Below are 19,616 nucleotides of genomic sequence, written 5' to 3'. Positions count from 1 at the left end.
ATGCATATCGCGATCATTGGCAGCGGCATCTCGGGACTGACCTGCGCCTACCTGTTGTCCCGCCAGCATCAGGTGACCCTGTTCGAAGCCGACGGCAGGATCGGCGGCCATACCCATACGGTGGATGTCGATTGGCAGGGCCGGCGCTACGGCGTGGACACCGGCTTCATCGTGTACAACGACTGGACCTACCCGAACTTCATTCGCTTGCTGGATCAGTTGGGCGTGGCCTCGCGCCCGACGGAAATGAGTTTTTCGGTGCACGACCCGGCGTCCGGGCAGGAATACAAAGGCCACACCCTGGGCAGCCTGTTCGCCCGCCGGCGCAACCTGCTGTCGCCAGGTTTCTGGGGGATGCTGCGGGACATTCTCAGGTTCAATCGCGAGGCAACCGCTGACTTTCAGGCGCAACGCATCGATACCACGACCCGGCTGGGTGATTACCTGCGCGACCGGCGCTACGGCCAACGCTTCATCGACCATTACATCGTGCCGATGGGCTCGGCGATCTGGTCGATGTCACCGGCCGGGATGCTGGAATTCCCCCTGCAGTTCTTCGTGCGGTTCTGCCATAACCATGGCCTGTTGTCGGTCAACCAGCGTCCGCAATGGCGAGTGCTCGAAGGCGGTTCTCGCGCCTACATCGAGCCGCTGTGCGCCCGTTTTCGCCAGCGCATTCATCTTGATTGCCCGGTGCAGCGGGTCAGCCGGGACACCGACGGAGTGACCGTGCACAGCCGTCGTGGCCCGGAGCGATTCGACAAGGTGATATTCGCCTGTCACAGCGACCAGGCCCTGGCCCTGCTCGACACTCCAAGCGTCGATGAAGTCGACGTGCTCGGCGCCTTGGCCTATGCCCACAACGAAGTGCTGCTGCACACCGACACCCGCTTGTTGCCGCAACGCCAAAAAGCCTGGGCGAGCTGGAACTATCGGCTTGGCGGCCCGCCGCAGGCACCTGCCGCGCTGACCTACAACATGAACATCCTCCAGGGGTTCGATGCTCCGGTGACGTTCTGCGTGAGCCTGAACCAAGGCGAGTCGGTGGACCCGGCCAAAGTCCTCGCCCGCTTCGACTACGCCCACCCGCAATACAGCCTCGCCGGGATTGCCGCCCAGGCTCGGCAAAATGATCTGCAAGGACAGCAGCACAGCTATTTCTGCGGCGCCTATTGGGCCAACGGTTTCCATGAAGATGGCGTGGTCAGCGCGCTCACCGTGGCGGAGCATTTCGGAGAAGCGCTTTGAACAGCAGCGTGTGCCATGGCTGGATCGATCATCGGCGCCATGGGCCACGCGTCCATGGGTTCCGCTATCCGATCGGCATGCTCTACCTGGACCTTGCCGAGCAGGCGCAGATGCTCGGCCTGTCACGCTTGCTGCGGCCATGGCGCCTGGCGCCGCTGTGCTGGCGTGAGCGTGACTACCTGCCGGCCCTCACCCACGGGGGCATGCCGCTGGTTCAAGCGGTGCGCGAAATCGTCGGGCAAGCACTGGGCTGCGCTCCTCAAGGCGCGATCCACCTGCTGACCCAGCCGCGCAGTTGGGGCCTGTCCTTCAATCCGGTGAGTTTCTATTTCTGCCACGAAACCGACGGGCGCCTGGCAGCGATTCTCTGCGAAGTGCGCAACACGCCCTGGCGTGAGCGCCACCATTACGTGCTGCCAGTAACCCCCGGCGAGCCGCACCTGTTCCAGGTCGCCAAGTCGTTCCATGTCTCGCCGTTCCTACCATTGGACATGGACTATCGCATGCGCTTTCTCATCCAGGATTCGCACATCCGTGTACGCATGGAGAACTGGCGCGCCGGCCACAAGGTGTTCGAGGCGGACCTTTCATTGGACCGTCGTCCACTCGACGCGCCAGCACTGCGTCGCCATGTGCTGGCATTTCCGTGGATGAGCTTGCGCACCGTGAGCGCCATCTATTGGCAGGCCCTGCGCCTGCTCTTCAAACGCACGCCCCTGCACGATCATCAGGCCAGCGATGGTGACCTGAGTGTCGGCGAAACCGCCCATAAGGATCCAGACCATGTCCGAACCCACCCTGAGCGTCACTAAGGCCACCACGGGCTGTCCGTTGAGCGGTGGCCTGTTCAAACAGATCGTGCTCGCACAACTGCGCCGCCTGCGTCACGGCCACCTGCGCCTGGTGCTCGATGGCGAGCCGTTGAGCTTTGGCGACGTGGCCAGCCCCCTGGTGGCCGAGGTCGAGATACTGGACGGCGCCGTCTGGGGCATGGTCGCCGGCAATGGTTCGATCGGTGCCGGCGAGGCTTACATCCACGGCTACTGGCGCAGCAATGACCTTACCGCGGTCACTCGCCTGTTCGTCGCCAACCTGACGGTGCTCGACGCAATGGACAGCGGCCTGGCTCGCCTGGGCCGGCCATTGCTGCGCGGGTTGCACTGGCTCAATCGCAACAGCCGCAAGGGCTCGCGGCGCAACATCATGGCCCATTACGACCTGGGCAATGAGCTGTTCGAACGCTTGCTCGACCCGACGATGATGTATTCGGCGGCCATGTTCGAACACGCCGAACAGAGTCTCGAACAGGCCCAGATCAACAAGCTCGAACGCATCTGCCAGAAGCTCGACTTGCGACCCGGCGACCACCTGCTGGAGATCGGCACCGGGTGGGGCAGCCTGGCCATCCATGCCGCTACCCATTACGGCTGCAAAGTCACCACCACGACCCTTTCCCAAGAGCAGTTTGCGCACACGTGCCGGCGTGTCGATGCACTGGGCCTGGGGCAACGCATCGAGGTGCTGTGCCAGGACTACCGCGACCTGCAGGGACGCTTCGATAAACTGGTGTCCATCGAGATGATCGAAGCGGTCGGTCATCGCTACCTGCCCGAGTATTTCCGCCGCTGCGCCGCCCTGCTCAAGGACGACGGCCTGATGCTGATCCAGGCCATCACCATCCGCGACCAGCGTTACGATCAGGCCCGGCGTTCGGTGGATTTCATCCAGCGCCACATCTTTCCCGGTGGGGCGCTGCCATCACTGTCGATGCTGCTCAGGACCGCCAGCGTCCAGACCCCACTCAACTTGCTGCACCTGGAAGATTTCGGCGCGCACTACGCCCGCACGCTGCGCCACTGGCACGACAACTTCCGGCAGTCGCGCCAGGCCCTGCTTGAGCTGGGTTATGACGAGACTTTCCAGCGCCTTTGGGAATTTTATCTGTGCTACTGCGAGGGCGGCTTCCAAGAGCGCGCCATTGGCGTCGCGCAACTGCTGTTCGCCGCACCCGGGGCCCGCCCCGCGCCCTTGCTGGAGCAGCGTCAAGCATGATCAGTCGCACCGCGCTGATCGCCAATGCGCTCTGGCTGCAATTGGGCTGGTGGGCGTGTGTGCTGGGCGCGCACCAGCCGGCATGGCTCGCTGCCGTGGTGGTCGGGTTGCTCGTTCACCTGCTGCGGTGCCCTGACCCGAAGGCCGAGCGCCTGGCAATGCTGCGTGTCGGTGTGAGCGGCATGTTGTTGGATTGGAGCCTGGGCGTCCTGGGCCTGTTCGACTTCGGTGACAGCCCGCTGCCGCTGTGGCTGGCGCTGCTTTGGCTGGTTTTCGCCAGCGGGCTGCGCCACAGCCTGGCATGGGCAGGAAAAAAACCTTGGCTTGGCGCGCTCGCGGGCGCGGTCGGCGGTCCGCTCGCCTATTGCGCTGGCGCCCCACTGGCAGGTGTTTCATTGCCGCTGGGGACGCTAGGCACCGCGCTGGTGCTGGCGCCGCTATGGGCGATAGGGCTGCCGCTGGCGGTGCGCCTGGCCGACGCCCACTGAATCAAGCATCGCCCTGTCTACCAAGGCTCATCGAGGAAAAGCGGCAGGCGCAACGGCTCGATCGGCCCTTCACGCTGACCGCACATCTCGTCGTGGACAACCCGTTGAACCAGTGTGCATGGCAAGCGCGGCACATCACGCAACAGCTCCCGAAGATGCGTGGTGGAGCGTACCCGAAACGAGCGTCCAGACTCGTCCAGCAATGTGCGCACCTCCCGGTCCAACCGGACTTGCAGCAGGTAGATGCCGCCTTCCAGCGACAGTAATTCCAACTCGACTATCCGCCCTTCGACCGCCAGCTCAAGCAACTCCTTCAACGTCATGGCAGGTCCCCTGCCTGGCGACGGAAGAACAGCGTCACTTGTCCCAATTCGATGCCGGCCTTGCTCATGCTGGAGCGGTTGATCAGCGTGTCCTCGTCCATCAGGTACATCCAGTCGTCAAACGTCACCTCGTAAGTGGAATCGTCCACTTGCAGGTTCAATCGATAGCGCCAGCGCAATGCATTGCCCGCCACCTCCCCCTGCGCCTCGCCAATCACATCGTCGGCGCGGCCGCTCCAAAGCCCCTCGCCGGTAGGCGTCAATGTCCAGACCCGACGCTGCCGGCTGCCGTCGCTGTAGAGAAAGCGCTCGTCGAGAATCAGCCGATCACCCTCGCGGCGACTGGAAATATCCACTTCAAAACGCTTGATGACTTCGCCCGAGCGCTTCTGATAGATGCCCCAGGCCTTGACGGGTTTGCTGAAGAAATGCGCAAGGTCGAGTCGCGGTTGCTGGTCGGCATAGCGGTCAACGTTCACGTTGCCGCAACTGGTCAGGCCGATCACCAACATCAAGATGGCCAGCAGACGGATCATGGCGTGCTCCTTTTTGCGTTTGACGTATCGAGCCCCAGCAATCGTTGGCGCAACTCGGGATGACGCGTGCGCGGATCGAGCCAGATCGAGAAAAAACATCGGGAGAACAGCGTGTCGGCAATCTCGCGGGAAAGGCGTCCATCGACATAAAAGCGACTGCCTTGGCCGGGCAGGTACACGCCGGTGATGCGAGTGCCGGGTTGCACATCGACAAAGGCACCGCGCATCTGCGCCGCCCAGGCTTCCAGGCGCCCGGCATCCTGCACCGTGCCGGTGACGCGTTGCATTTCCTCAAGGCTGGTTTCGACCAGGTCCTGCTTGCTGATGCGGCGCCGATAATCGAGTTCAAGGGCAAAAGGCGTGTCCAGGCTCGGCTTGGACACGGTGCTCCAGAGCCGCGCCCGGTAGACGGCGAACCCGTACCAGCGAAAATCTGCCTCGCCGATCAGATCCGCTCCGGGCAAGGCCTCGCGCCAATCCGCCAAGGCATCACTGGCGTACAGCGCCAGCGCAAGGCTCATGGCACTTATCAAGCGGTGGCGGGCGGCTAAGGATCTGGGCATGGGCAAGCAACCGGTTTGCGAAGGCAAACCGATATTTGTACAACATCATAGTTTTGTACAGCTTTTTTGTAGGCAAATACCTTGGGATTTTCCCTAGACGCTTTCCGGTACATCAACCTGCAGCGGCACCACCCGCCTCGCCACCGGCCCTGCCAACGTGGCCGTCGCAGCCTCGACCAAGGCATCGACGGCCTCTTCCGCCAAGGCGATCACCGGATGGGAAAGTACTGCCTGGACCAACCCGGTCTTCAACGCGTCGCGGGTCAGCGGCGTGAGGTCATGGCACACCACCACGGGCAGGCGAAGCTGTTGTTCCTGAAGGCTACGCAGGGCGCGCAACACCCCGGCGATGCCGCCGCCAGCCACATAGAGCCCCGCCAGGTCGGGTTCTGCCGTGAGCAGGTCGAGCGTATTGCCATAAGCGAATTCATCGTCTTCCAGGGTCAGGCGCGAGGCGAGCAGTTCCCATTCACCGGACTGCTCCGCCAGGTAGCTGCGAAAGCTCAGTTCGCACAATTCCTGGCACTGGAAACGCTGGCTGCTGAGCATGACCGCCGCTGGACCGGGCTGCCTGGCGAGGCGGCTGATGAACCAGCCAGCCGTACGGCCTGTGAGGCGGTTGTCGAGGCCGGCGTAGCCGGTGCCGGCGCTGCTCGACAATTCCGACAGCAACGCTACCACCGATATGCCTGTCTCACGCAATTGGGCCACCGCCTCGCGCACCCTGGGGTGATCGACCGCCACCACGCCGAGGCCGTCCACCTGGTCGCGCAGGGCCAGGATGCGTTGCGCCACGTTGACGGGGTCGAGGTCGTCCAGGTAACCGATGACCACCCGAATGCGCGCTCGCGCGCAGGTGGCGGCGGCGTTTGACAGGGCGTGGGCCAGCCCTTGGTAGAACGGCACCCCGCTTTTCTGCAACAGGAAGCCCAAGCGCAAGGTGGGACGGTCGTTGAGCACCCGTTGCTCGATCACGGCCTTGGCATGAAAACCCAAGCGCCCGGCCGCCGCGGCGATGCGCTGGGCGGTGTCGGCGCGGACATCGGCGCGCAGGTTCAGAACTCGGTCGACGGTCGACAGGCTCACGCCGGCTTCCCGGGCGACGTCGGCCATGGTCGGTCGTAGTTTTCGGCGGGGTTGCTTTGACATGTCTTGACACCTCTTTCCGGCATCATGAGGGGTTTTGCCACATTAAGCCATCACCCCATGGCCCGCTCCCCGCCGAGGCAATAGCATCAGGGCAAGACAAAAACAACAACACCGCCGGAGTGCTTCCATGGCGATTCACATCTGCACGGCGCCCTGCTGCTGGGGCGTCGATGACATCAAGAACCCGTTCCTGCCGCCGTGGCAACGGGTGTTGGGCGAAGCCGCCGAGGCCGGTTATCGCGGCATCGAGTTGGGGCCTTGCGGCTATCTGCCGCTGGAGGCCGAGACCCTCAGCCCAGCGCTGTCGGAGCACGGCCTTCACATCGTCGCGGGGACGATTTTCGATGACTTGGTAAGTCCGGCCAACCTGCCGGAGTTGCTGCGCCAGGCCCACGCCATTTGCGGATTGCTCAAACAGTTGCCGCCCATCGAACCACAACCCGGCCAACGCTTCGGTGGCCCCTACCTGGTGATCATCGACTGGGGCCACGAAGAACGCGACTACGCGGCCGGCCACTCGGACCGCGCGCCACGCCTGGACGACGCGCGCTGGAACGCCATGATGGCGCACATCCGCGCCGTCGCCGACATCGCCTGGCACGCCTACGGCATCCGTGCCGTCATCCATCCTCACGCGGGCGGCCACATCGAATTCGCCGATGAGCTGGCGCGGCTGGTGGATGATATTCCCCACGACGTCGCCGGATTGTGCCTGGACACCGGGCACCTCTATTACGCAGGCATGGACCCCCTCGCATCGCTGCGTACCTACGCTCATCGCGTGGATTACCTGCACTTCAAGGACATCGACCCGGCGGTCTTCGACCAGGTGTTGAACGAACGCATCCGCTTCTTCGCAGCCTGCGCCCGGGGCGTGATGTGCCCGATCGGGCGTGGCGTCATCGATTACCCGGCGTTGCATCGCCTCCTACATGAGCTCGGTTACCAAGGCTGCATCACCGTCGAACAGGAACGCGACCCGCGCAATGCCGCCAGCAGCCTGGAAGACGTGGCGGCCAGCCGCGCCTATCTATCCCGCATCGGTTTTTAAAGGAAAAGGAGTCCTCATGATCAATGGCAGCAACATCCTTGCACGCCCCCTCCGCTGGGCCATGGTCGGCGGCGGCGAACACAGCCAGATTGGCTACATCCACCGCTCGGCCGCCCTGCGCGACCGCAACTTCGAACTGGTTGCCGCCGCGCTGGACATCGACCCCGAGCGTGGCCGGGCCTTCGGCCAACGGCTGGGGATCGACCCGGCGCGCTGTTATCCGGACTACCTGAGCCTGTTCGAGCTGGAAGCGCAGCGGCCCGACGGCATCGAGGCGGTGTCGATCGCCACCCCCAACGGCACTCACTACGCCATTACTCGCGCGGCCCTTGAAGCCGGCTTGCATGTGGTCTGCGAAAAACCGCTGTGCTTCACCCTCGACGAGGCCGAGGCGCTGCGGGACCTGGCGAAAGCCAAGGGCCGCATCGTCGGCCTCACCTACGGCTATGCCGGGCACCAGTTGATCGAGCAGGCGCGGGCGATGATCGTCGCCCACGAGCTGGGGGAGATTCGCATGGTGCACATGCAGTTCGCCCACGGTTTCCATAGCGCACCGGTAGAGGCGCAGAACCAGGCGACGCAATGGCGCGTCGACCCGCGCCAGGCAGGGCCCAGCTATGTGTTGGGCGACGTGGGCACGCATCCGCTGTACCTGTCCAAAGTCATGCTGCCCGAGTTCCGAATCAAGCGCCTGATGTGCAGCCGGCAAAGCTTCGTCGCCAGCCGCGCCCCGCTGGAGGACAACGCCTACACCTTGATGGAATACGAAAGCGGCGCGATGGGCATGGTCTGGTCCAGCGCGGTGAACGCCGGCTCGATGCACGGCCAGAAGATCCGCGTGATCGGGTCCCGGGCGAGCCTGGAATGGTGGGACGAACGCCCGAACCAGCTGAGTTTCGAAATCCAGGGCCAACCCGCGCAAACCCTCGAGCGCGGCATGGGCTACTTGCATCCCGACGCGCTGCAAGACGATCGCATCGGTGGCGGCCACCCCGAAGGGCTGTTCGAAGGCTGGTCCAATCTTTATCGCCGCTTCGCCCTCGCCATGGACGCTGCCAACCGTGGCGACACCGAGACGCTGGCCGCGCTGCGTTATCCCGATATCGACGCCGGCGTGGACGGCGTGCGCTGGGTCGAGCGTTGCGTGGAATCGGCTAATAACGATTCAACCTGGATCGCCTACTAACCCGCTGCCAGAGAATTCCTGTGGCGAGGGAGCTTGCTCCCGCTGGGGCGCGAAGCGGCCCCTTTTTGGGACTGCTGCGCAGTCCAGCGGGAGCAAGCTCCCTCGCCACGGTCATGAACGTTCCCCAAGGAGAACAACAATGAAAATCGCCCTCGATCCCTACATGCACCGCCACCTGAGCCTGCCGGACCTCTGCCGCAAGACCGCCGAGCTCGGCTACGAATACCTCGAGCTGTCGCCACGGGAAGATTTCCTGCCGTGGTGGGTTCGCCCGCGGGCCCACAAGGAACGCATCGCCGAATTCAAGAAGGCCCTGAGCGACCACGATTTGCAACTGGCTTCGCTGCTACCCATGTACCGCTGGGCCAGCCCGCACGAGGACGAGCGCCGGGCTGCGGTGAACTATTGGAAGGAAGCGATCCAGGTCGCCGTGGAGATGGGCTGCACCACGATGAACTCGGAATTCGGCCGCGGACCGTCGCCGGATCGCGGGCATAAGGTCAGTTGCTGTGGCGGCGTGCACAGCCATGAGTCGAGCGAAGCGGCCTGGTGGCGTTCGATGGAGGAATTGGTGCCGATCCTCGAATCCGAAGGCGTCACGCTCAACGTCGAGCCCCATCCGGAGGACTGGTGCGAGACGCTGCACCCGGCCCTGGACATGCTCAAGACCATTGGCTCGGACAACGTCAAGTTCCTCTACTGCACGCCCCACACGTTCTACTTCGGCGATGACATGCAAGCCATGATTGCCGAAGCCGGGTCGATGATCGCCCATGTGCACATCGCCGACACCTACAACCACAAGGCGTCCTCCGGCCTGCGCTACATCGTCAACCCACCCGGAGCGAAAGTAACGGTGCACCAGCACATGGACATGCACCAGGGCGAGATCGACTGGGACCAATTCTTCGGCGCGCTGGCCAAGACCGGCTTCGACGGCATCGTCACCGCGTGCGTGTTCGGCTGGGAGGAACGGGCCGATGAATCCGGACGCTTCATGCGCCAGGAGATCCAGGCCTACGTCGACAAATACTTCAGGTAGCGCTTGCCCGTCACGGCAGCAACGGCACGATCCGCGGCTCGATTCGCTGTTCGCTGATCTCCAGCAATGCCAGCGTCACCGGCAGCTTGAACCGCCGCCGGCCGGCGCTGCCGGGGTTGAGGTAGAGCCGCTCGCCCCGCCACTCGATCAGCGGCTTGTGGGAATGGCCGGTGATCACCAATCTCACATCCGGATTGAGCTTCGCCGGCACATCGGCGATGTCATGGACCAGCAGCACCTGCCATCCAGCGAGGTCGAATTGCAGGCAATCGGCGAGCTGTCTCGCCCAATCATCAGCCAAATCATTGTTTCCCCGTACCACGTAAAGCTCGCCGATGGATGCCAGGGCTTCCAGGATCTGCGGGCTGCCAATATCACCGGCATGAATGATCCGCTCGCAGCCTTGCAGTGCATCCAATGCTTCGGGGCGCAGCAAGCCGTGGGTATCGGAAATGACGCCAACTTTCATGAACCTTCCCCCCTTGCGTCGTGTGTCGTCGGCTGTATACGCCTCGTCGCAGTTAGCTAACGTGCTGAAATCGAATAGGATAGGCTGCGTGCTGCAAGCGCACGGACCCGTCGCGTAGAAGGATATGCCAATGCTCGGACGCAAACAGCCAGAGCCCAGGATTGAAAGCCCCGATCAAGCCTTTTCCCCGCAAGCGGCGAGAGCCGGGGCGGCGTTTCGGCTGACTGTGAGCTTCATGCTGGTGGTGATTCTGGTGTTCCTGGCGGTCGAAGGCTGGCGAACCTGGCGTGACTATCGTGCAGCGTTCGCGTCCGCCCGCGATTCGGTGACCAACCTGGCACGGGCAACCGCCCAACACGCCGAAGACACCATTCGACAAGTCGACGTCGTCACCGCCGCCCTCGCCGAACGCGTCGAAGGCGATGGCTTGCAGAACATGGACATCCCGCGCATCCATAAACTGCTGGTCCAGCAGGCCGAGATCATGCCGCAGTTGCACGGGCTGTTCATCTACGGCCCCGACGGCCAATGGTTGGCGACCGACAAGGAAGTGATCCCGGAAATGGCCAACAATGCCGACCGCGATTACTTCCAGTACCACCGTACCCACGCGGATCGAGGCGTTCGCATCGGCGATGTCGTCAAGAGCCGATCCACCAACGACCTGATCATTCCCATCTCCCGTCGTTTGAACAATCCCGATGGCTCGTTCGCCGGGGTGATGCTCGGAACGGTCAAGGTCAGTTATTTCGTCGATTACTACGGCGACTTCAAGATTGACGGCAAAGGCGCACTGGTCCTGGCCAAGCGCAATGGAACGATCCTGGTGCGCCGCCCTTTCGTCGCTTCGGTGATCGGCAAGAGCCTGGTCAACAGCGTGATCTTCCGGGAGCATTTGCCCACCTCCAATCAGGGCGTCGCCGAAGCCAGGGCGGTTGTCGACGACACCGAGCGCCTGTATGGCTATCGGGCGCTGACGACTTACCCGCTGGTGGTGGAAACCGGGCTGTCCCGGGAATCGATCGTCGCCCCCTGGCGTCGCGACCTGCTCAAGACCAGCCTGGTGCTGGTGTTCCTGATCGCCATCCTGGTGGGTTTCGGGCTCATCGTCTTGAGCCAGTTGCGCCACCGCATGACCATGGAACAGCAAATCCGCAGCGCCCACCAGGCCATGCGGGACATGGCCCTGACCGACAGTCTGACCGGCCTGGGCAACCGTCGGCGGCTGGACATCGCCCTGGCCGATGAGCTGCGCCTGGCCAAGCGCCAGGGTTCTGCCCTGGCGTTGATCATGCTCGACGTCGATTACTTCAAGCGCTTCAACGACAAATACGGTCATGCCGCCGGTGACGACTGCCTGCGCGCGATTGCCGGGGCGATCGGACAGACGATCAAGCGCCCGGGAGACCTGGCGGTCCGCTACGGTGGCGAAGAGTTCACCGTGTTGCTGCCCAACACCGACGGCCCAGGCGCCGCCAAGGTCGCACAGCAGATCCTCGAAGCCGTCCGGGCCTTGAACATCGAACATGGCGACCATCCCCTGGGCATCGTCACCATCAGCGCGGGCATCACCACCTGCCAGCCGAGCAGCGAGGACGCGAGCCCCGCCATGCTGATCAAGGCTGCCGACGCGTTCCTGTACCTGGCGAAGAACACCGGGCGCAACCGCTGGTGCAGCGCCGGCGCCTCCCAGGGCTGACCGCGTATCGGTTCATTTCACCCGACCCAGGCTTGTACAGGTGCCGATCCGGCGCCTGGCGGCTACAATGCGCGCTTCGACCGTGACCAGCCTGACTAAAAAAACATGTCCTTGCCTAAACATCATCTGGAATTGCTCAGCCCCGCCCGCGACGTGACCATCGCCCGCGAGGCCATCCTGCATGGCGCCGACGCCGTGTACATCGGAGGCCCGAGTTTCGGCGCGCGTCACAACGCCTGCAACGAGGTGAGCGATATCGCCCAGTTGGTGGAGTTCGCCCATCGCTACCACGCCCGGGTGTTCACCACGATCAACACGATCCTGCACGACAACGAGCTGGAACCGGCCCGCCAGTTGATCCACCAGCTCTATGACGCCGGCGTCGATGCGCTGATCGTCCAGGACCTGGGCGTGATGGAGCTGGACATCCCGCCGATCGAGCTGCACGCCAGCACCCAGACCGACATTCGCACCCTCGCCCGAGCCAAATTCCTCGACCAGGCCGGTTTCTCCCAGCTGGTATTGGCCCGTGAGCTGAACTTGCAGGAAATTCGTGCCATCGCCGACGAGACCGACGCGGCCATTGAATTCTTCATCCACGGCGCGTTGTGCGTGGCGTTTTCCGGGCAGTGCAACATTTCCCACGCGCAAAACGGCCGCAGCGCCAACCGTGGCGACTGCTCCCAGGCCTGCCGCCTGCCCTACACCCTCAAGGATGACCAGGGCCGGGTGGTCGCCTACGAAAAGCACCTGTTGTCGATGAAGGACAACAACCAGAGCGCCAACATCCGCGCCTTGGTGGAAGCTGGCGTGCGCTCGTTCAAGATCGAGGGTCGCTACAAGGACGCGGCCTATGTGAAGAACATCACCGCCTACTACCGTCAGCGCCTGGACGATGTTCTCGAAGACCGCCCGGACCTGGCCCGCGCCTCCAGTGGCCGGATCGCGCATTTCTTCGTGCCGGACCCGGACAAGACCTTTCACCGTGGCAGCACTGACTATTTCGTCAGCGAGCGCAAGATCGACATCGGCGCCTTCGATTCGCCGACGTTCACCGGCGTACCGGTGGGCGTGGTGGAAAAAGTCGGCAAGCGCGACCTGCAAGTGGTGACCTCTGATCCACTGTCCAACGGCGACGGCCTCAACGTGCTGGTCAAGCGCGAAGTGGTGGGTTTCCGGGCCAATATCGCCGAACCCAAGGGCGAGTTCCTCGATGACGAAGGCCAGAAGCGCTACCGCTACCGCGTCGAGCCCAACGAAATGCCAGCCGGCATGTACCAGTTGCGCCCCAATCATCCGCTGAGCCGCAACCTCGATCACAACTGGCAACAAGCGCTGCTCAAGACCTCCGCCGAGCGCCGTGTGGGCCTGGCCTGGGTTGCACAGTTGCGCGAAGAGCGCCTGGCGCTGACCGCCACCAGCGAAGAAGGCATCAGCGCCAGCGTGGCCCTCGACGGTCCCTTCGGCCTGGCGAACAAGCCGGAGCAAGCCCTGGAACAATTGCAGGACCTGCTCGGCCAACTGGGCACCACCGAGTATCACGCCACGTCGATCAAGCTGGACGCGCCCCAGGCGTTCTTCATTCCCAACTCCCAGCTCAAGGCCCTGCGCCGCGAGGTGATCGAAGCCCTGACCACGGCACGCGTCGCGGCGCACCCACGGGGCGGACGCAAGGCCGAGACCACGCCACCGCCGGTTTACCCGGAATCGCACCTGTCATTCCTGGCCAATGTCTACAACCAGAAGGCCCGGGACTTCTACCACCGCCACGGCGTCAAGCTGATCGACGCGGCGTTCGAAGCCCACGAGGAAACCGGCGAAGTGCCGGTGATGATCACCAAGCACTGCCTGCGCTTCTCGTTCAACCTCTGCCCCAAGCAGGCCAAGGGCGTCACCGGCGTGCGCACCAAGGTTGCGCCGATGCAGTTGATTCACGGTGATGAAGTGCTGACGCTGAAGTTCGACTGCAAGCCCTGCGAGATGCACGTGGTCGGCAAGATCAAGGGGCACATCCTCGACCTGCCGTTGCCAGGCAGCACCGCGCAGCCGGTGGTGGGGCATATCAGCCCGGAAGATTTGCTCAAGACGATTCCGCGCGGTACGCATTGAGTCCAGTCACCACCGAACCCTGTGGGAGCGAGCTTGCTCGCGATGGCGGCGTCACATTCAGCACGGGTGCACGCCGACCTGACGCCATCGTCGGATCGCCGCCCGGAGCAAGCTCGCTCCCACAAGGGATTTTTCATTTCTGCGCCGTTTGCGCTTTTACGGGCGACATATTCCGTTCAAGGGGCTCCCCCAATCCGCGTTCATGATGCTAGGTTGTAAGTGATTGTTTCATCAAACGACACTTTTCCCTGCAAAGGAATGCCTGCCACCATGAACTTCCCGTTCAAGCGTCTTGCTATCGCCACCCTCGTCCTGTCCACCCTCTCCTCCCTGCCGTTATCGGCCAATGCCAACATCACTGCGCAACAAAGCGCGGACTTCGTCAAAGCATTCACCGATACCTCGGTCAGCGATTTCCGCCAGTTCCTGGCAAGCGTCGCCAAGAGTGACCTGGCCAAGTCCGCCAACCTCAGCCCCGCTATCAGCGCTTTCCAAGACAACAAAACCCTGTCCGCCGAGCAACAGAACGAGATCCATCGGCTGCTGGGTCTCTACGCCCGGGTGAAGTACGGCAAGGCCGCCACCGAGACCTTGCGCCAGTTGGTGGAAATCCCGACCTATCGCAAGGACGGCGTGGCCCAGCATGAAAACCCGGAATTCCTGAAGATCGCCGACAAGATCAAGAGCCTGGCCAACGACTTCAACCTGAACTTCCGCAACATCGACAACCGCGTCTATGAGATTTCCCTCGAAGGCAGCGGCGACGAAGTCGTGGGCATTCACGCCCATGCCGACGTGGTGCCGGTGACGCCGGAAAACTGGGTGCTCAAGGACGGCACCAAGCTTGATCCGTTCAAGGTCACCCTGGTGGGCGATCGCATGTACGGTCGCGGCACCGAGGACGACAAGAACGGCATCGTCGTGGCGCTCTACGCCATGAAGATCATCAAGGAAGAAAAACTGCCGCTGGCGCGTCACTTCAAGCTGCTGGTCGATACCACCGAAGAAACCACCGGCGATGCCATCCCCTATTATTTCGAGCGCAACCCGACGCCCAATTACAACCTGGCGCTGGATGGCAGCTACCCGGTGGTGATCGCCGAGAAAGGCTACGGCACGGTCATGGCCAATTTCCCACGTCGCGCGGGCCAGGGCAAAGGCGCCGAGATCACCGGGCTGACCGGCGGCATGGCGACCAACCAGATCCCATCGACTTCAGTCGCGACATTCGCCACCGACAAGCCCGCCGAGCTGGCCGCCAGCCTGCGCAAGGCCGGCACTGACTACGCCAAGGCCAATGGCGGCGACTTTGAGGTAAAAAGCGAGGTGGACGGCAAGACGGTCAAGCTGACCTTCACTGGCGTTTCCGCCCACTCCTCCGAGCCTGAGTCAGGTGTCAACCCGGTGGCCAGGATGCTGGTGTTCATCAACGGCCTCGACGGCAAGGTCGCGCTCAAGCACAACCACATCACCGACGCCGCCCGCTATGCCACTGACAATTGGGGCCTGGATTACCTGGGCAAGAAACTGGGCATCGGCTTCTCCGACGCATTCATGGGCCCGCTGACCGCCTCGCTGACCTACGTCGGGATGGATGACAAGACTTTCAAGCTGGCCGTGAACCTGCGGGTGCCCGTGGGCAAGCCGACCGAGACGCTGAAGACGGAGATCAACGACAAGCTTTCCGCCTGGGCCAAGAAGTCCAAGGTCGCGGTGGCCTTCGATAACTCTATCGACGAACCGATGTACCGCAACCCCGAAGGCGAATGGGTCAAGGCGCTGCTGGCCGTGGCCACCGAGAACCTGGGCATGGAGCATAAGTTCGGCACCTCCGCTGGCGCCACGTCGGTCCATGACTTGCCGAACGGCGTGCAATTCGGCCTGGCCATGCCCGATGTGAAGTACACCGGTCACAACGACAACGAGTTCAAGACCGTGGAGCAGTTCCTGCTGGACCTGCAGGTCGTGACCGAAATGATGGGGCGGATCGGGCAGTTGCCGAAGCTCTAAGAAACGGCGTGATCCCCGTGGCGAGGGAGCTTGCTCCCGCTCGGTTGCGTAGCGACCGCAAGATCTTCAGGTCTGCTTCGCCCGAAGCGTCGGACCGGCCCAGCGGGAGCAAGCTCCCTCGCCACAGGGTTATTTTCATCCCTTCAGAGGGACGGCGGTTTCTTCCCCGGTCTTGTCCGTCACATCCACCACGTCTATCCCCCAATCCCCATGCAGGTACCAATCCTCGCCGATCATCTCCGCCGGGTGCATCGTGCGGTCGGCGCCGTTGCCGCACGCCAGCGCGGTCGACGCGCAGTAACGGTCGCACCCCCAACAAATGCGCTCGGGATGTTTGGGACTGATGGGAAAGGGCTTTGCCATGACGACCCCGCATGCCGGATGGATGTACCCCACCCTACCCTGGCGCCGCGCGGCGTCCCTTGATTCCGGTCAAGAACAGCGATCCGGGGAAAATCACGCTGAAAATTGACAAGAATCATTATTATTCGCAGCGAAGCTTCCTAGACTCGGCGCCATCACTTAGCCAACCAGGAAGTCATCATGCGCACACTCGCTCCCCTGTCCCTCGCCCTGTTGTGTCTCGCACCGCTGGCCCAGGCCAAGGAATACCCCATCGGCGAACCGCAACTGTGCCCTGGGCTTGAAGTCGGCGCGGTGTACCTGCAACCGATCGAAATGGCCCCCGCCGGCATGATGCGCGCCACCGCCGATTCCGATGTGCACCTGGAGGCCGACATTCGCGCCACGGCGGACAACCAGCAGGGCTTCCAGGAAGGCAGCTTCGTGCCCTATCTCAACGTCTCGTTCCAGTTGAAGAAACAAGGCAACGACACCGAGCTCAAGGGCGATTTCCACGCCATGGTCGCCAACGACGGACCGCACTACGGCGATAACGTGAAGCTGCTCGGCCCCGGCAAATACCAACTGACCTTCACCGTACTGCCGCCGGCTGGCCACGCATCCCTCGGCCGTCACACCGACAAGGAAACCGGCGTCGCGCCGTGGTTCGAGCGCTGTGAGCTGCGTTACGAATTCGTCTACGCCGGGATCGGAAAAAAAGGCGGGTACTGAAGATGAGTTGCCGATTCATCTGGCTGATGCTGGCCGGCCTGTCGCTGCCATCGATCGCCGAGGCCGAACTGCTCACTTACGAGCTGAGCATGCGCGACGGGCAGTTCACCCCGCCGCAGCTTGAAGTGCCGGCCGGCCAGCGTTTCAAGATCGTGCTGAAGAACATCGGCCAAGGCCCGGCGGAATTCGAAAGCACGCCGCTACGGGTCGAGAAGGTCCTGTCCCCCGGCGTGACCAGCTTCGTGGTGATCCACCCGCTGCGCCCCGGCCGTTACCCGTTCTTCGATGAATTCAACCCGCAGTTACCCGAGGGCAGCATTCTCGCCCGCTAATCCTCAGGAGAGGTTCGAATGACGCAATCGATGTTCATTGTCTGGCGCGAAAGCGTCGAGGCCTTGCTGGTGATCGGCATTCTCCAGGCCTGGGTGAGCCGCCAGCAGCAGGCCGACCGACTGCTGCGCTACGTTTGGAGTGGCGCGGCCCTCGGCCTGTTGCTGTCGGGCGTGCTGGCCGGTTTGATCCTGTTGGCCGGCGAAGCCATGAGCGGCGGCGCCAACGAGTGGTTCCAGGCGTCGTTGGCGCTGGTCGCCAGTCTGCTGATCGTGCAAATGGTCGGCTGGATGCATCGCAACGCCGGCACGCTCAAGCATGACCTCACGCGTCAGGCCGACCAACGCCTGGGGCGCCAGGGTGGGATGGGGCTGCTGGTGCTGGCGTTGCTTGCCGTCAGCCGCGAAGGCAGCGAAACCGTGGTCTTTCTCTACGGCGCCGGCGCCCGGCTGGAAGGTCCTTCACTGGGGTTGTTCGCGGTCGGCGCGGTGGCCGGATTGGTCTTGTCGCTGCTGACCGTTTCCCTGCTCCACGGCAGCCGCCGATTCATCTCGTGGCCGCGCTTCTTCGCCATCAGCGAAGCGATCCTGCTGCTGTTGGGCTCGGCGCTTCTGGTCAGCTGTGTCGAGCGGATCGGCGGGCAACTGTTGGCGATGGATTGGCCGGAGGCGGTGTATCGCGCCATCGGCGATGCGCTGTGGGACAGCAGCGCCGTGCTGGACGACGGCCATGGCTTGGGCGCTTTTCTCGCCGACTTCACCGGTTATCGCGCCAGCCCCAGCCTGCTGACGTTGCTGGTGTGGCTCGGTTATTGGCTGGCCGTCGCCGGTTGGCTGCGGCCACGCAGCAAGGTGGAAAACCTGCCATGCCCGACCTGAACCCGGCGCTCCAGCGCCTCGGCGACGGCATGCGCCGCCATGGCGCGACCATCCGCACCGTGCAATGGGCGGTGGTGCTGTTCTACGCCGTGCTGTTGGTTCTCCCGGCGATGTTGCCGTTGCCGGACAGCCAGGCGCATCTCCTGGACAACTTGACGTTGTTGGCGCAGTTCCTGTTCTGGGGGATCTGGTGGCCGTTCGTGTTGCTGTCTATCGTCCTGTTCGGCCGGCTCTGGTGTGGCGTGCTGTGTCCCGAAGGCGCCTTGAGCGAATGGGCCAGCCGATACGGCCGTGGCCTCGGCGTGCCACGGGGATTGCGCTGGGCCGGTTGGCCGACCCTGGCGTTCTGCCTGACCACGCTCTACGGCCAGTTGATCAGCGTCTATGACTATGCCCAGGCGGCGCTGCTGATCCTCGGTGGCTCGACCGTCGCGGCGGTCGTCGTGGGATTGCTGTTCGCCCGTGGCAAACGGGTGTGGTGCCGTTACCTGTGCCCGGTCAGCGGCGTCTTTGCCCTGCTCGCCCGCCTCGCACCCGTGCACTTCCACGTGGATGAAAAACGCTGGCTGGAAAACCCGGCGCCGCGCCGCCCGCCGCCCAACTGCGCGCCTTTGCTCGACATCCGCCGGATGCGCGGCGCCGCCGATTGCCATGCCTGTGGCCGTTGCAGCGGCCAGCGCGACGCGGTGCGGCTGATCGCCCGCTCCAGCAATCAGGAAATCCTCCAGGCCACCCCAACCACGGTCTCGCCTTGGGATGTGCGCTTGCTGTTCTTCGGGGTCATTGGCCTGGCGATGGGCGCGTTCCAGTGGACCGTCAGCCCTTGGTTCATCGCCTTGAAACAGGGGTTGGCCCAATGGCTGGTGTCGCACGACGTGACCTGGCCGTTGATGGACAACGCGCCGTGGTGGTTGCTGACGCACTATCCGCGGCTCAACGACAGTTTCAGTTGGCTGGACGGTTTTTGCATCGTCGCCTATCTGGGCATGAGTGCGTTGCTGATGGGCACCGCGTTGATGCTCCTGATGCGCCTGGCAGCGAGATTCACGGGTGATGCTGCACACTATTGGCCCTTGGCCATCACCCTGCTGCCCCTCGGCGGTGCAGGGTTGTTCCTGGGCTTGTCGGCCACCACGGTCAAGCTGTTGCGCTACGAAGGGTTGTTGTTGGATTGGGTGCAGCCAGCCCGGGCGCTGCTGCTGGTCGCGGCCATTGGCTGGAGTTTGCTGCTGGGTTGGAAGGTGCTCGGCCGCGACGGCGCCGGGCCGATCCGGCGAATGCCCGCCATGACCTGCCTGGTCTTGGCGAGCGGCTTGGTGGGATACGGTTGGTGGTTGCAGTTTTGGGGCTGGTGACACTCAAGCTTCAAGCCGCCCCCAATTCCTCGTGGGAGCGGGCTTGCTCAAACT

20 protein-coding genes are annotated in these 19,616 nt (G+C 63.4%); 14 read left to right on the top strand and 6 right to left on the bottom strand.

The window, feature by feature from the left end; translation table 11 throughout:
* From VQ575_RS11640 to VQ575_RS11625, 4 genes are read left to right on the top strand one after another with little or no spacing between them, the layout of a single operon-like run.
* Nucleotides 1–1,248 carry an NAD(P)/FAD-dependent oxidoreductase gene (locus VQ575_RS11640; protein WP_325919704.1) on the top strand — a complete coding sequence of 416 codons (1,248 nt, stop codon included), beginning with the start codon at nt 1–3 and terminating at the stop codon, nt 1,246–1,248.
* Nucleotides 1,245–2,060 carry a DUF1365 domain-containing protein gene (locus VQ575_RS11635; RefSeq protein WP_325919702.1) on the top strand — a complete coding sequence of 272 codons (816 nt, stop codon included), beginning with the start codon at nt 1,245–1,247 and terminating at the stop codon, nt 2,058–2,060. The genes VQ575_RS11640 and VQ575_RS11635 overlap by 4 nt, the downstream gene beginning before the upstream one ends.
* Complete coding sequence (locus VQ575_RS11630; RefSeq protein WP_325919701.1) at nt 2,032–3,300, top strand: cyclopropane-fatty-acyl-phospholipid synthase family protein; 1,269 nt, start codon at nt 2,032–2,034, stop codon at nt 3,298–3,300. Before VQ575_RS11635 ends, VQ575_RS11630 begins: the two co-directional genes overlap by 29 nt.
* The gene (locus VQ575_RS11625; RefSeq protein ID WP_045155842.1) at nt 3,297–3,788 is read left to right on the top strand and encodes a DUF2878 domain-containing protein; all 492 of its coding nucleotides are present in this window, start codon (nt 3,297–3,299) and stop codon (nt 3,786–3,788) included. Before VQ575_RS11630 ends, VQ575_RS11625 begins: the two co-directional genes overlap by 4 nt.
* Nucleotides 3,789–3,805: 17 nt before the next feature.
* Here VQ575_RS11625 and VQ575_RS11620 read toward each other — a convergent pair whose 3' ends face one another.
* From VQ575_RS11620 to VQ575_RS11605, 4 genes are all read right to left on the bottom strand, one after another.
* Entirely contained in the window at nt 3,806–4,111 is a 306-nt protein-coding gene (locus tag VQ575_RS11620) for a DUF6482 family protein (protein WP_045155841.1), read from the bottom strand.
* Nucleotides 4,108–4,647: a DUF3833 domain-containing protein gene (locus VQ575_RS11615; RefSeq protein ID WP_045155840.1), complete on the bottom strand. Its 540-nt coding sequence runs from the start codon at nt 4,645–4,647 to the stop codon at nt 4,108–4,110. The genes VQ575_RS11620 and VQ575_RS11615 overlap by 4 nt, the downstream gene beginning before the upstream one ends.
* Nucleotides 4,644–5,168, bottom strand: a complete 525-nt coding sequence (locus VQ575_RS11610) for a chalcone isomerase family protein (RefSeq protein ID WP_030138822.1) — start codon at nt 5,166–5,168, stop codon at nt 4,644–4,646. Before VQ575_RS11610 ends, VQ575_RS11615 begins: the two co-directional genes overlap by 4 nt.
* Before the next feature lie 135 nt (nt 5,169–5,303).
* Nucleotides 5,304–6,359: a LacI family DNA-binding transcriptional regulator gene (locus VQ575_RS11605; RefSeq protein WP_045155838.1), complete on the bottom strand. Its 1,056-nt coding sequence runs from the start codon at nt 6,357–6,359 to the stop codon at nt 5,304–5,306.
* A gap of 127 nt (nt 6,360–6,486) precedes the next feature.
* Here VQ575_RS11605 and VQ575_RS11600 point away from each other — a divergent pair, with 127 nt between their 5' ends.
* The 3 genes from VQ575_RS11600 (at nt 6,487) to VQ575_RS11590 (ending at nt 9,638) form a co-directional block, all read left to right on the top strand.
* A complete protein-coding gene (locus VQ575_RS11600) occupies nt 6,487–7,410 on the top strand; it encodes a TIM barrel protein (RefSeq protein ID WP_039591077.1) in 924 nt (307 codons plus the stop codon).
* A gap of 16 nt (nt 7,411–7,426) precedes the next feature.
* A complete protein-coding gene (locus tag VQ575_RS11595; protein ID WP_039591079.1) occupies nt 7,427–8,596 on the top strand; it encodes a Gfo/Idh/MocA family protein in 1,170 nt (389 codons plus the stop codon).
* 139 nt (nt 8,597–8,735) lie between these two features.
* Nucleotides 8,736–9,638 (top strand): sugar phosphate isomerase/epimerase family protein, encoded by a 903-nt coding sequence (locus VQ575_RS11590; protein ID WP_325919700.1) that lies wholly within the window; start codon nt 8,736–8,738, stop codon nt 9,636–9,638.
* 10 nt (nt 9,639–9,648) lie between these two features.
* Here VQ575_RS11590 and VQ575_RS11585 read toward each other — a convergent pair whose 3' ends face one another.
* The gene (locus tag VQ575_RS11585; RefSeq protein WP_039591081.1) at nt 9,649–10,107 is read right to left on the bottom strand and encodes a metallophosphoesterase family protein; all 459 of its coding nucleotides are present in this window, start codon (nt 10,105–10,107) and stop codon (nt 9,649–9,651) included.
* Between the two features lie 130 nt (nt 10,108–10,237).
* Here VQ575_RS11585 and VQ575_RS11580 point away from each other — a divergent pair, with 130 nt between their 5' ends.
* From VQ575_RS11580 to VQ575_RS11570, 3 genes are all read left to right on the top strand, one after another.
* Nucleotides 10,238–11,806: a sensor domain-containing diguanylate cyclase gene (locus VQ575_RS11580; RefSeq protein ID WP_039591083.1), complete on the top strand. Its 1,569-nt coding sequence runs from the start codon at nt 10,238–10,240 to the stop codon at nt 11,804–11,806.
* A gap of 105 nt (nt 11,807–11,911) precedes the next feature.
* Nucleotides 11,912–13,915, top strand: coding sequence for a peptidase U32 family protein (locus VQ575_RS11575; protein WP_217859438.1), 2,004 nt, complete (start codon nt 11,912–11,914; stop codon nt 13,913–13,915).
* A 270-nt stretch (nt 13,916–14,185) separates the two neighbouring features.
* The gene (locus VQ575_RS11570; protein WP_039591087.1) at nt 14,186–15,925 is read left to right on the top strand and encodes a dipeptidase; all 1,740 of its coding nucleotides are present in this window, start codon (nt 14,186–14,188) and stop codon (nt 15,923–15,925) included.
* Nucleotides 15,926–16,060: 135 nt separating this feature from the next.
* On the opposite strand, the gene VQ575_RS11565 is transcribed toward VQ575_RS11570, so the two are convergent.
* A complete protein-coding gene (locus VQ575_RS11565) occupies nt 16,061–16,288 on the bottom strand; it encodes a DUF3079 domain-containing protein (protein WP_039591094.1) in 228 nt (75 codons plus the stop codon).
* Between the two features lie 180 nt (nt 16,289–16,468).
* On the opposite strand from VQ575_RS11565, the gene VQ575_RS11560 reads away from it, so the two are divergent.
* From VQ575_RS11560 to VQ575_RS11545, 4 genes are read left to right on the top strand one after another with little or no spacing between them, the layout of a single operon-like run.
* A complete protein-coding gene (locus tag VQ575_RS11560) occupies nt 16,469–16,999 on the top strand; it encodes an iron transporter (RefSeq protein ID WP_030138811.1) in 531 nt (176 codons plus the stop codon).
* 2 nt (nt 17,000–17,001) lie between these two features.
* On the top strand, nt 17,002–17,331 hold the full coding sequence (locus VQ575_RS11555) for a cupredoxin domain-containing protein (RefSeq protein ID WP_030138810.1): 330 nt from the start codon (nt 17,002–17,004) through the stop codon (nt 17,329–17,331).
* An 18-nt stretch (nt 17,332–17,349) separates the two neighbouring features.
* On the top strand, nt 17,350–18,207 hold the full coding sequence (locus VQ575_RS11550) for an FTR1 family iron permease (protein ID WP_325919699.1): 858 nt from the start codon (nt 17,350–17,352) through the stop codon (nt 18,205–18,207).
* Nucleotides 18,195–19,562 (top strand): 4Fe-4S binding protein, encoded by a 1,368-nt coding sequence (locus VQ575_RS11545; protein WP_198723126.1) that lies wholly within the window; start codon nt 18,195–18,197, stop codon nt 19,560–19,562. The genes VQ575_RS11550 and VQ575_RS11545 overlap by 13 nt, the downstream gene beginning before the upstream one ends.
* Nucleotides 19,563–19,616: the final 54 nt, after the last annotated feature.

This window comes from Pseudomonas frederiksbergensis, from assembly GCF_035751725.1.
GTDB classification, from domain to species: domain Bacteria; phylum Pseudomonadota; class Gammaproteobacteria; order Pseudomonadales; family Pseudomonadaceae; genus Aquipseudomonas; species Aquipseudomonas frederiksbergensis_A.
Note: the sequence above shows the minus strand (reverse complement) of the source record. Positions and strands in the feature narration are given on the sequence as shown.

What these genes read in the sequence shown, in the direction of transcription:
- VQ575_RS11555 (WP_030138810.1), top strand. Translation starts at nt 17,002, where the DNA reads ATGAGTTGCCGATTCATCTGGCTGATGCTGGCCGGCCTGTCGCTGCCA.
- VQ575_RS11590 (WP_325919700.1), top strand. Translation starts at nt 8,736, where the DNA reads ATGAAAATCGCCCTCGATCCCTACATGCACCGCCACCTGAGCCTGCCG.
- VQ575_RS11615 (WP_045155840.1), bottom strand. Translation starts at nt 4,647, where the DNA reads ATGATCCGTCTGCTGGCCATCTTGATGTTGGTGATCGGCCTGACCAGT.
- VQ575_RS11560 (WP_030138811.1), top strand. Translation starts at nt 16,469, where the DNA reads ATGCGCACACTCGCTCCCCTGTCCCTCGCCCTGTTGTGTCTCGCACCG.
- VQ575_RS11630 (WP_325919701.1), top strand. Translation starts at nt 2,032, where the DNA reads ATGTCCGAACCCACCCTGAGCGTCACTAAGGCCACCACGGGCTGTCCG.
- VQ575_RS11600 (WP_039591077.1), top strand. Translation starts at nt 6,487, where the DNA reads ATGGCGATTCACATCTGCACGGCGCCCTGCTGCTGGGGCGTCGATGAC.
- VQ575_RS11625 (WP_045155842.1), top strand. Translation starts at nt 3,297, where the DNA reads ATGATCAGTCGCACCGCGCTGATCGCCAATGCGCTCTGGCTGCAATTG.
- VQ575_RS11570 (WP_039591087.1), top strand. Translation starts at nt 14,186, where the DNA reads ATGAACTTCCCGTTCAAGCGTCTTGCTATCGCCACCCTCGTCCTGTCC.
- VQ575_RS11610 (WP_030138822.1), bottom strand. Translation starts at nt 5,168, where the DNA reads ATGAGCCTTGCGCTGGCGCTGTACGCCAGTGATGCCTTGGCGGATTGG.
- VQ575_RS11550 (WP_325919699.1), top strand. Translation starts at nt 17,350, where the DNA reads ATGACGCAATCGATGTTCATTGTCTGGCGCGAAAGCGTCGAGGCCTTG.
- VQ575_RS11545 (WP_198723126.1), top strand. Translation starts at nt 18,195, where the DNA reads ATGCCCGACCTGAACCCGGCGCTCCAGCGCCTCGGCGACGGCATGCGC.
- VQ575_RS11575 (WP_217859438.1), top strand. Translation starts at nt 11,912, where the DNA reads ATGTCCTTGCCTAAACATCATCTGGAATTGCTCAGCCCCGCCCGCGAC.
- VQ575_RS11605 (WP_045155838.1), bottom strand. Translation starts at nt 6,359, where the DNA reads ATGTCAAAGCAACCCCGCCGAAAACTACGACCGACCATGGCCGACGTC.
- VQ575_RS11585 (WP_039591081.1), bottom strand. Translation starts at nt 10,107, where the DNA reads ATGAAAGTTGGCGTCATTTCCGATACCCACGGCTTGCTGCGCCCCGAA.
- VQ575_RS11640 (WP_325919704.1), top strand. Translation starts at nt 1, where the DNA reads ATGCATATCGCGATCATTGGCAGCGGCATCTCGGGACTGACCTGCGCC.
- VQ575_RS11595 (WP_039591079.1), top strand. Translation starts at nt 7,427, where the DNA reads ATGATCAATGGCAGCAACATCCTTGCACGCCCCCTCCGCTGGGCCATG.
- VQ575_RS11565 (WP_039591094.1), bottom strand. Translation starts at nt 16,288, where the DNA reads ATGGCAAAGCCCTTTCCCATCAGTCCCAAACATCCCGAGCGCATTTGT.
- VQ575_RS11580 (WP_039591083.1), top strand. Translation starts at nt 10,238, where the DNA reads ATGCTCGGACGCAAACAGCCAGAGCCCAGGATTGAAAGCCCCGATCAA.
- VQ575_RS11620 (WP_045155841.1), bottom strand. Translation starts at nt 4,111, where the DNA reads ATGACGTTGAAGGAGTTGCTTGAGCTGGCGGTCGAAGGGCGGATAGTC.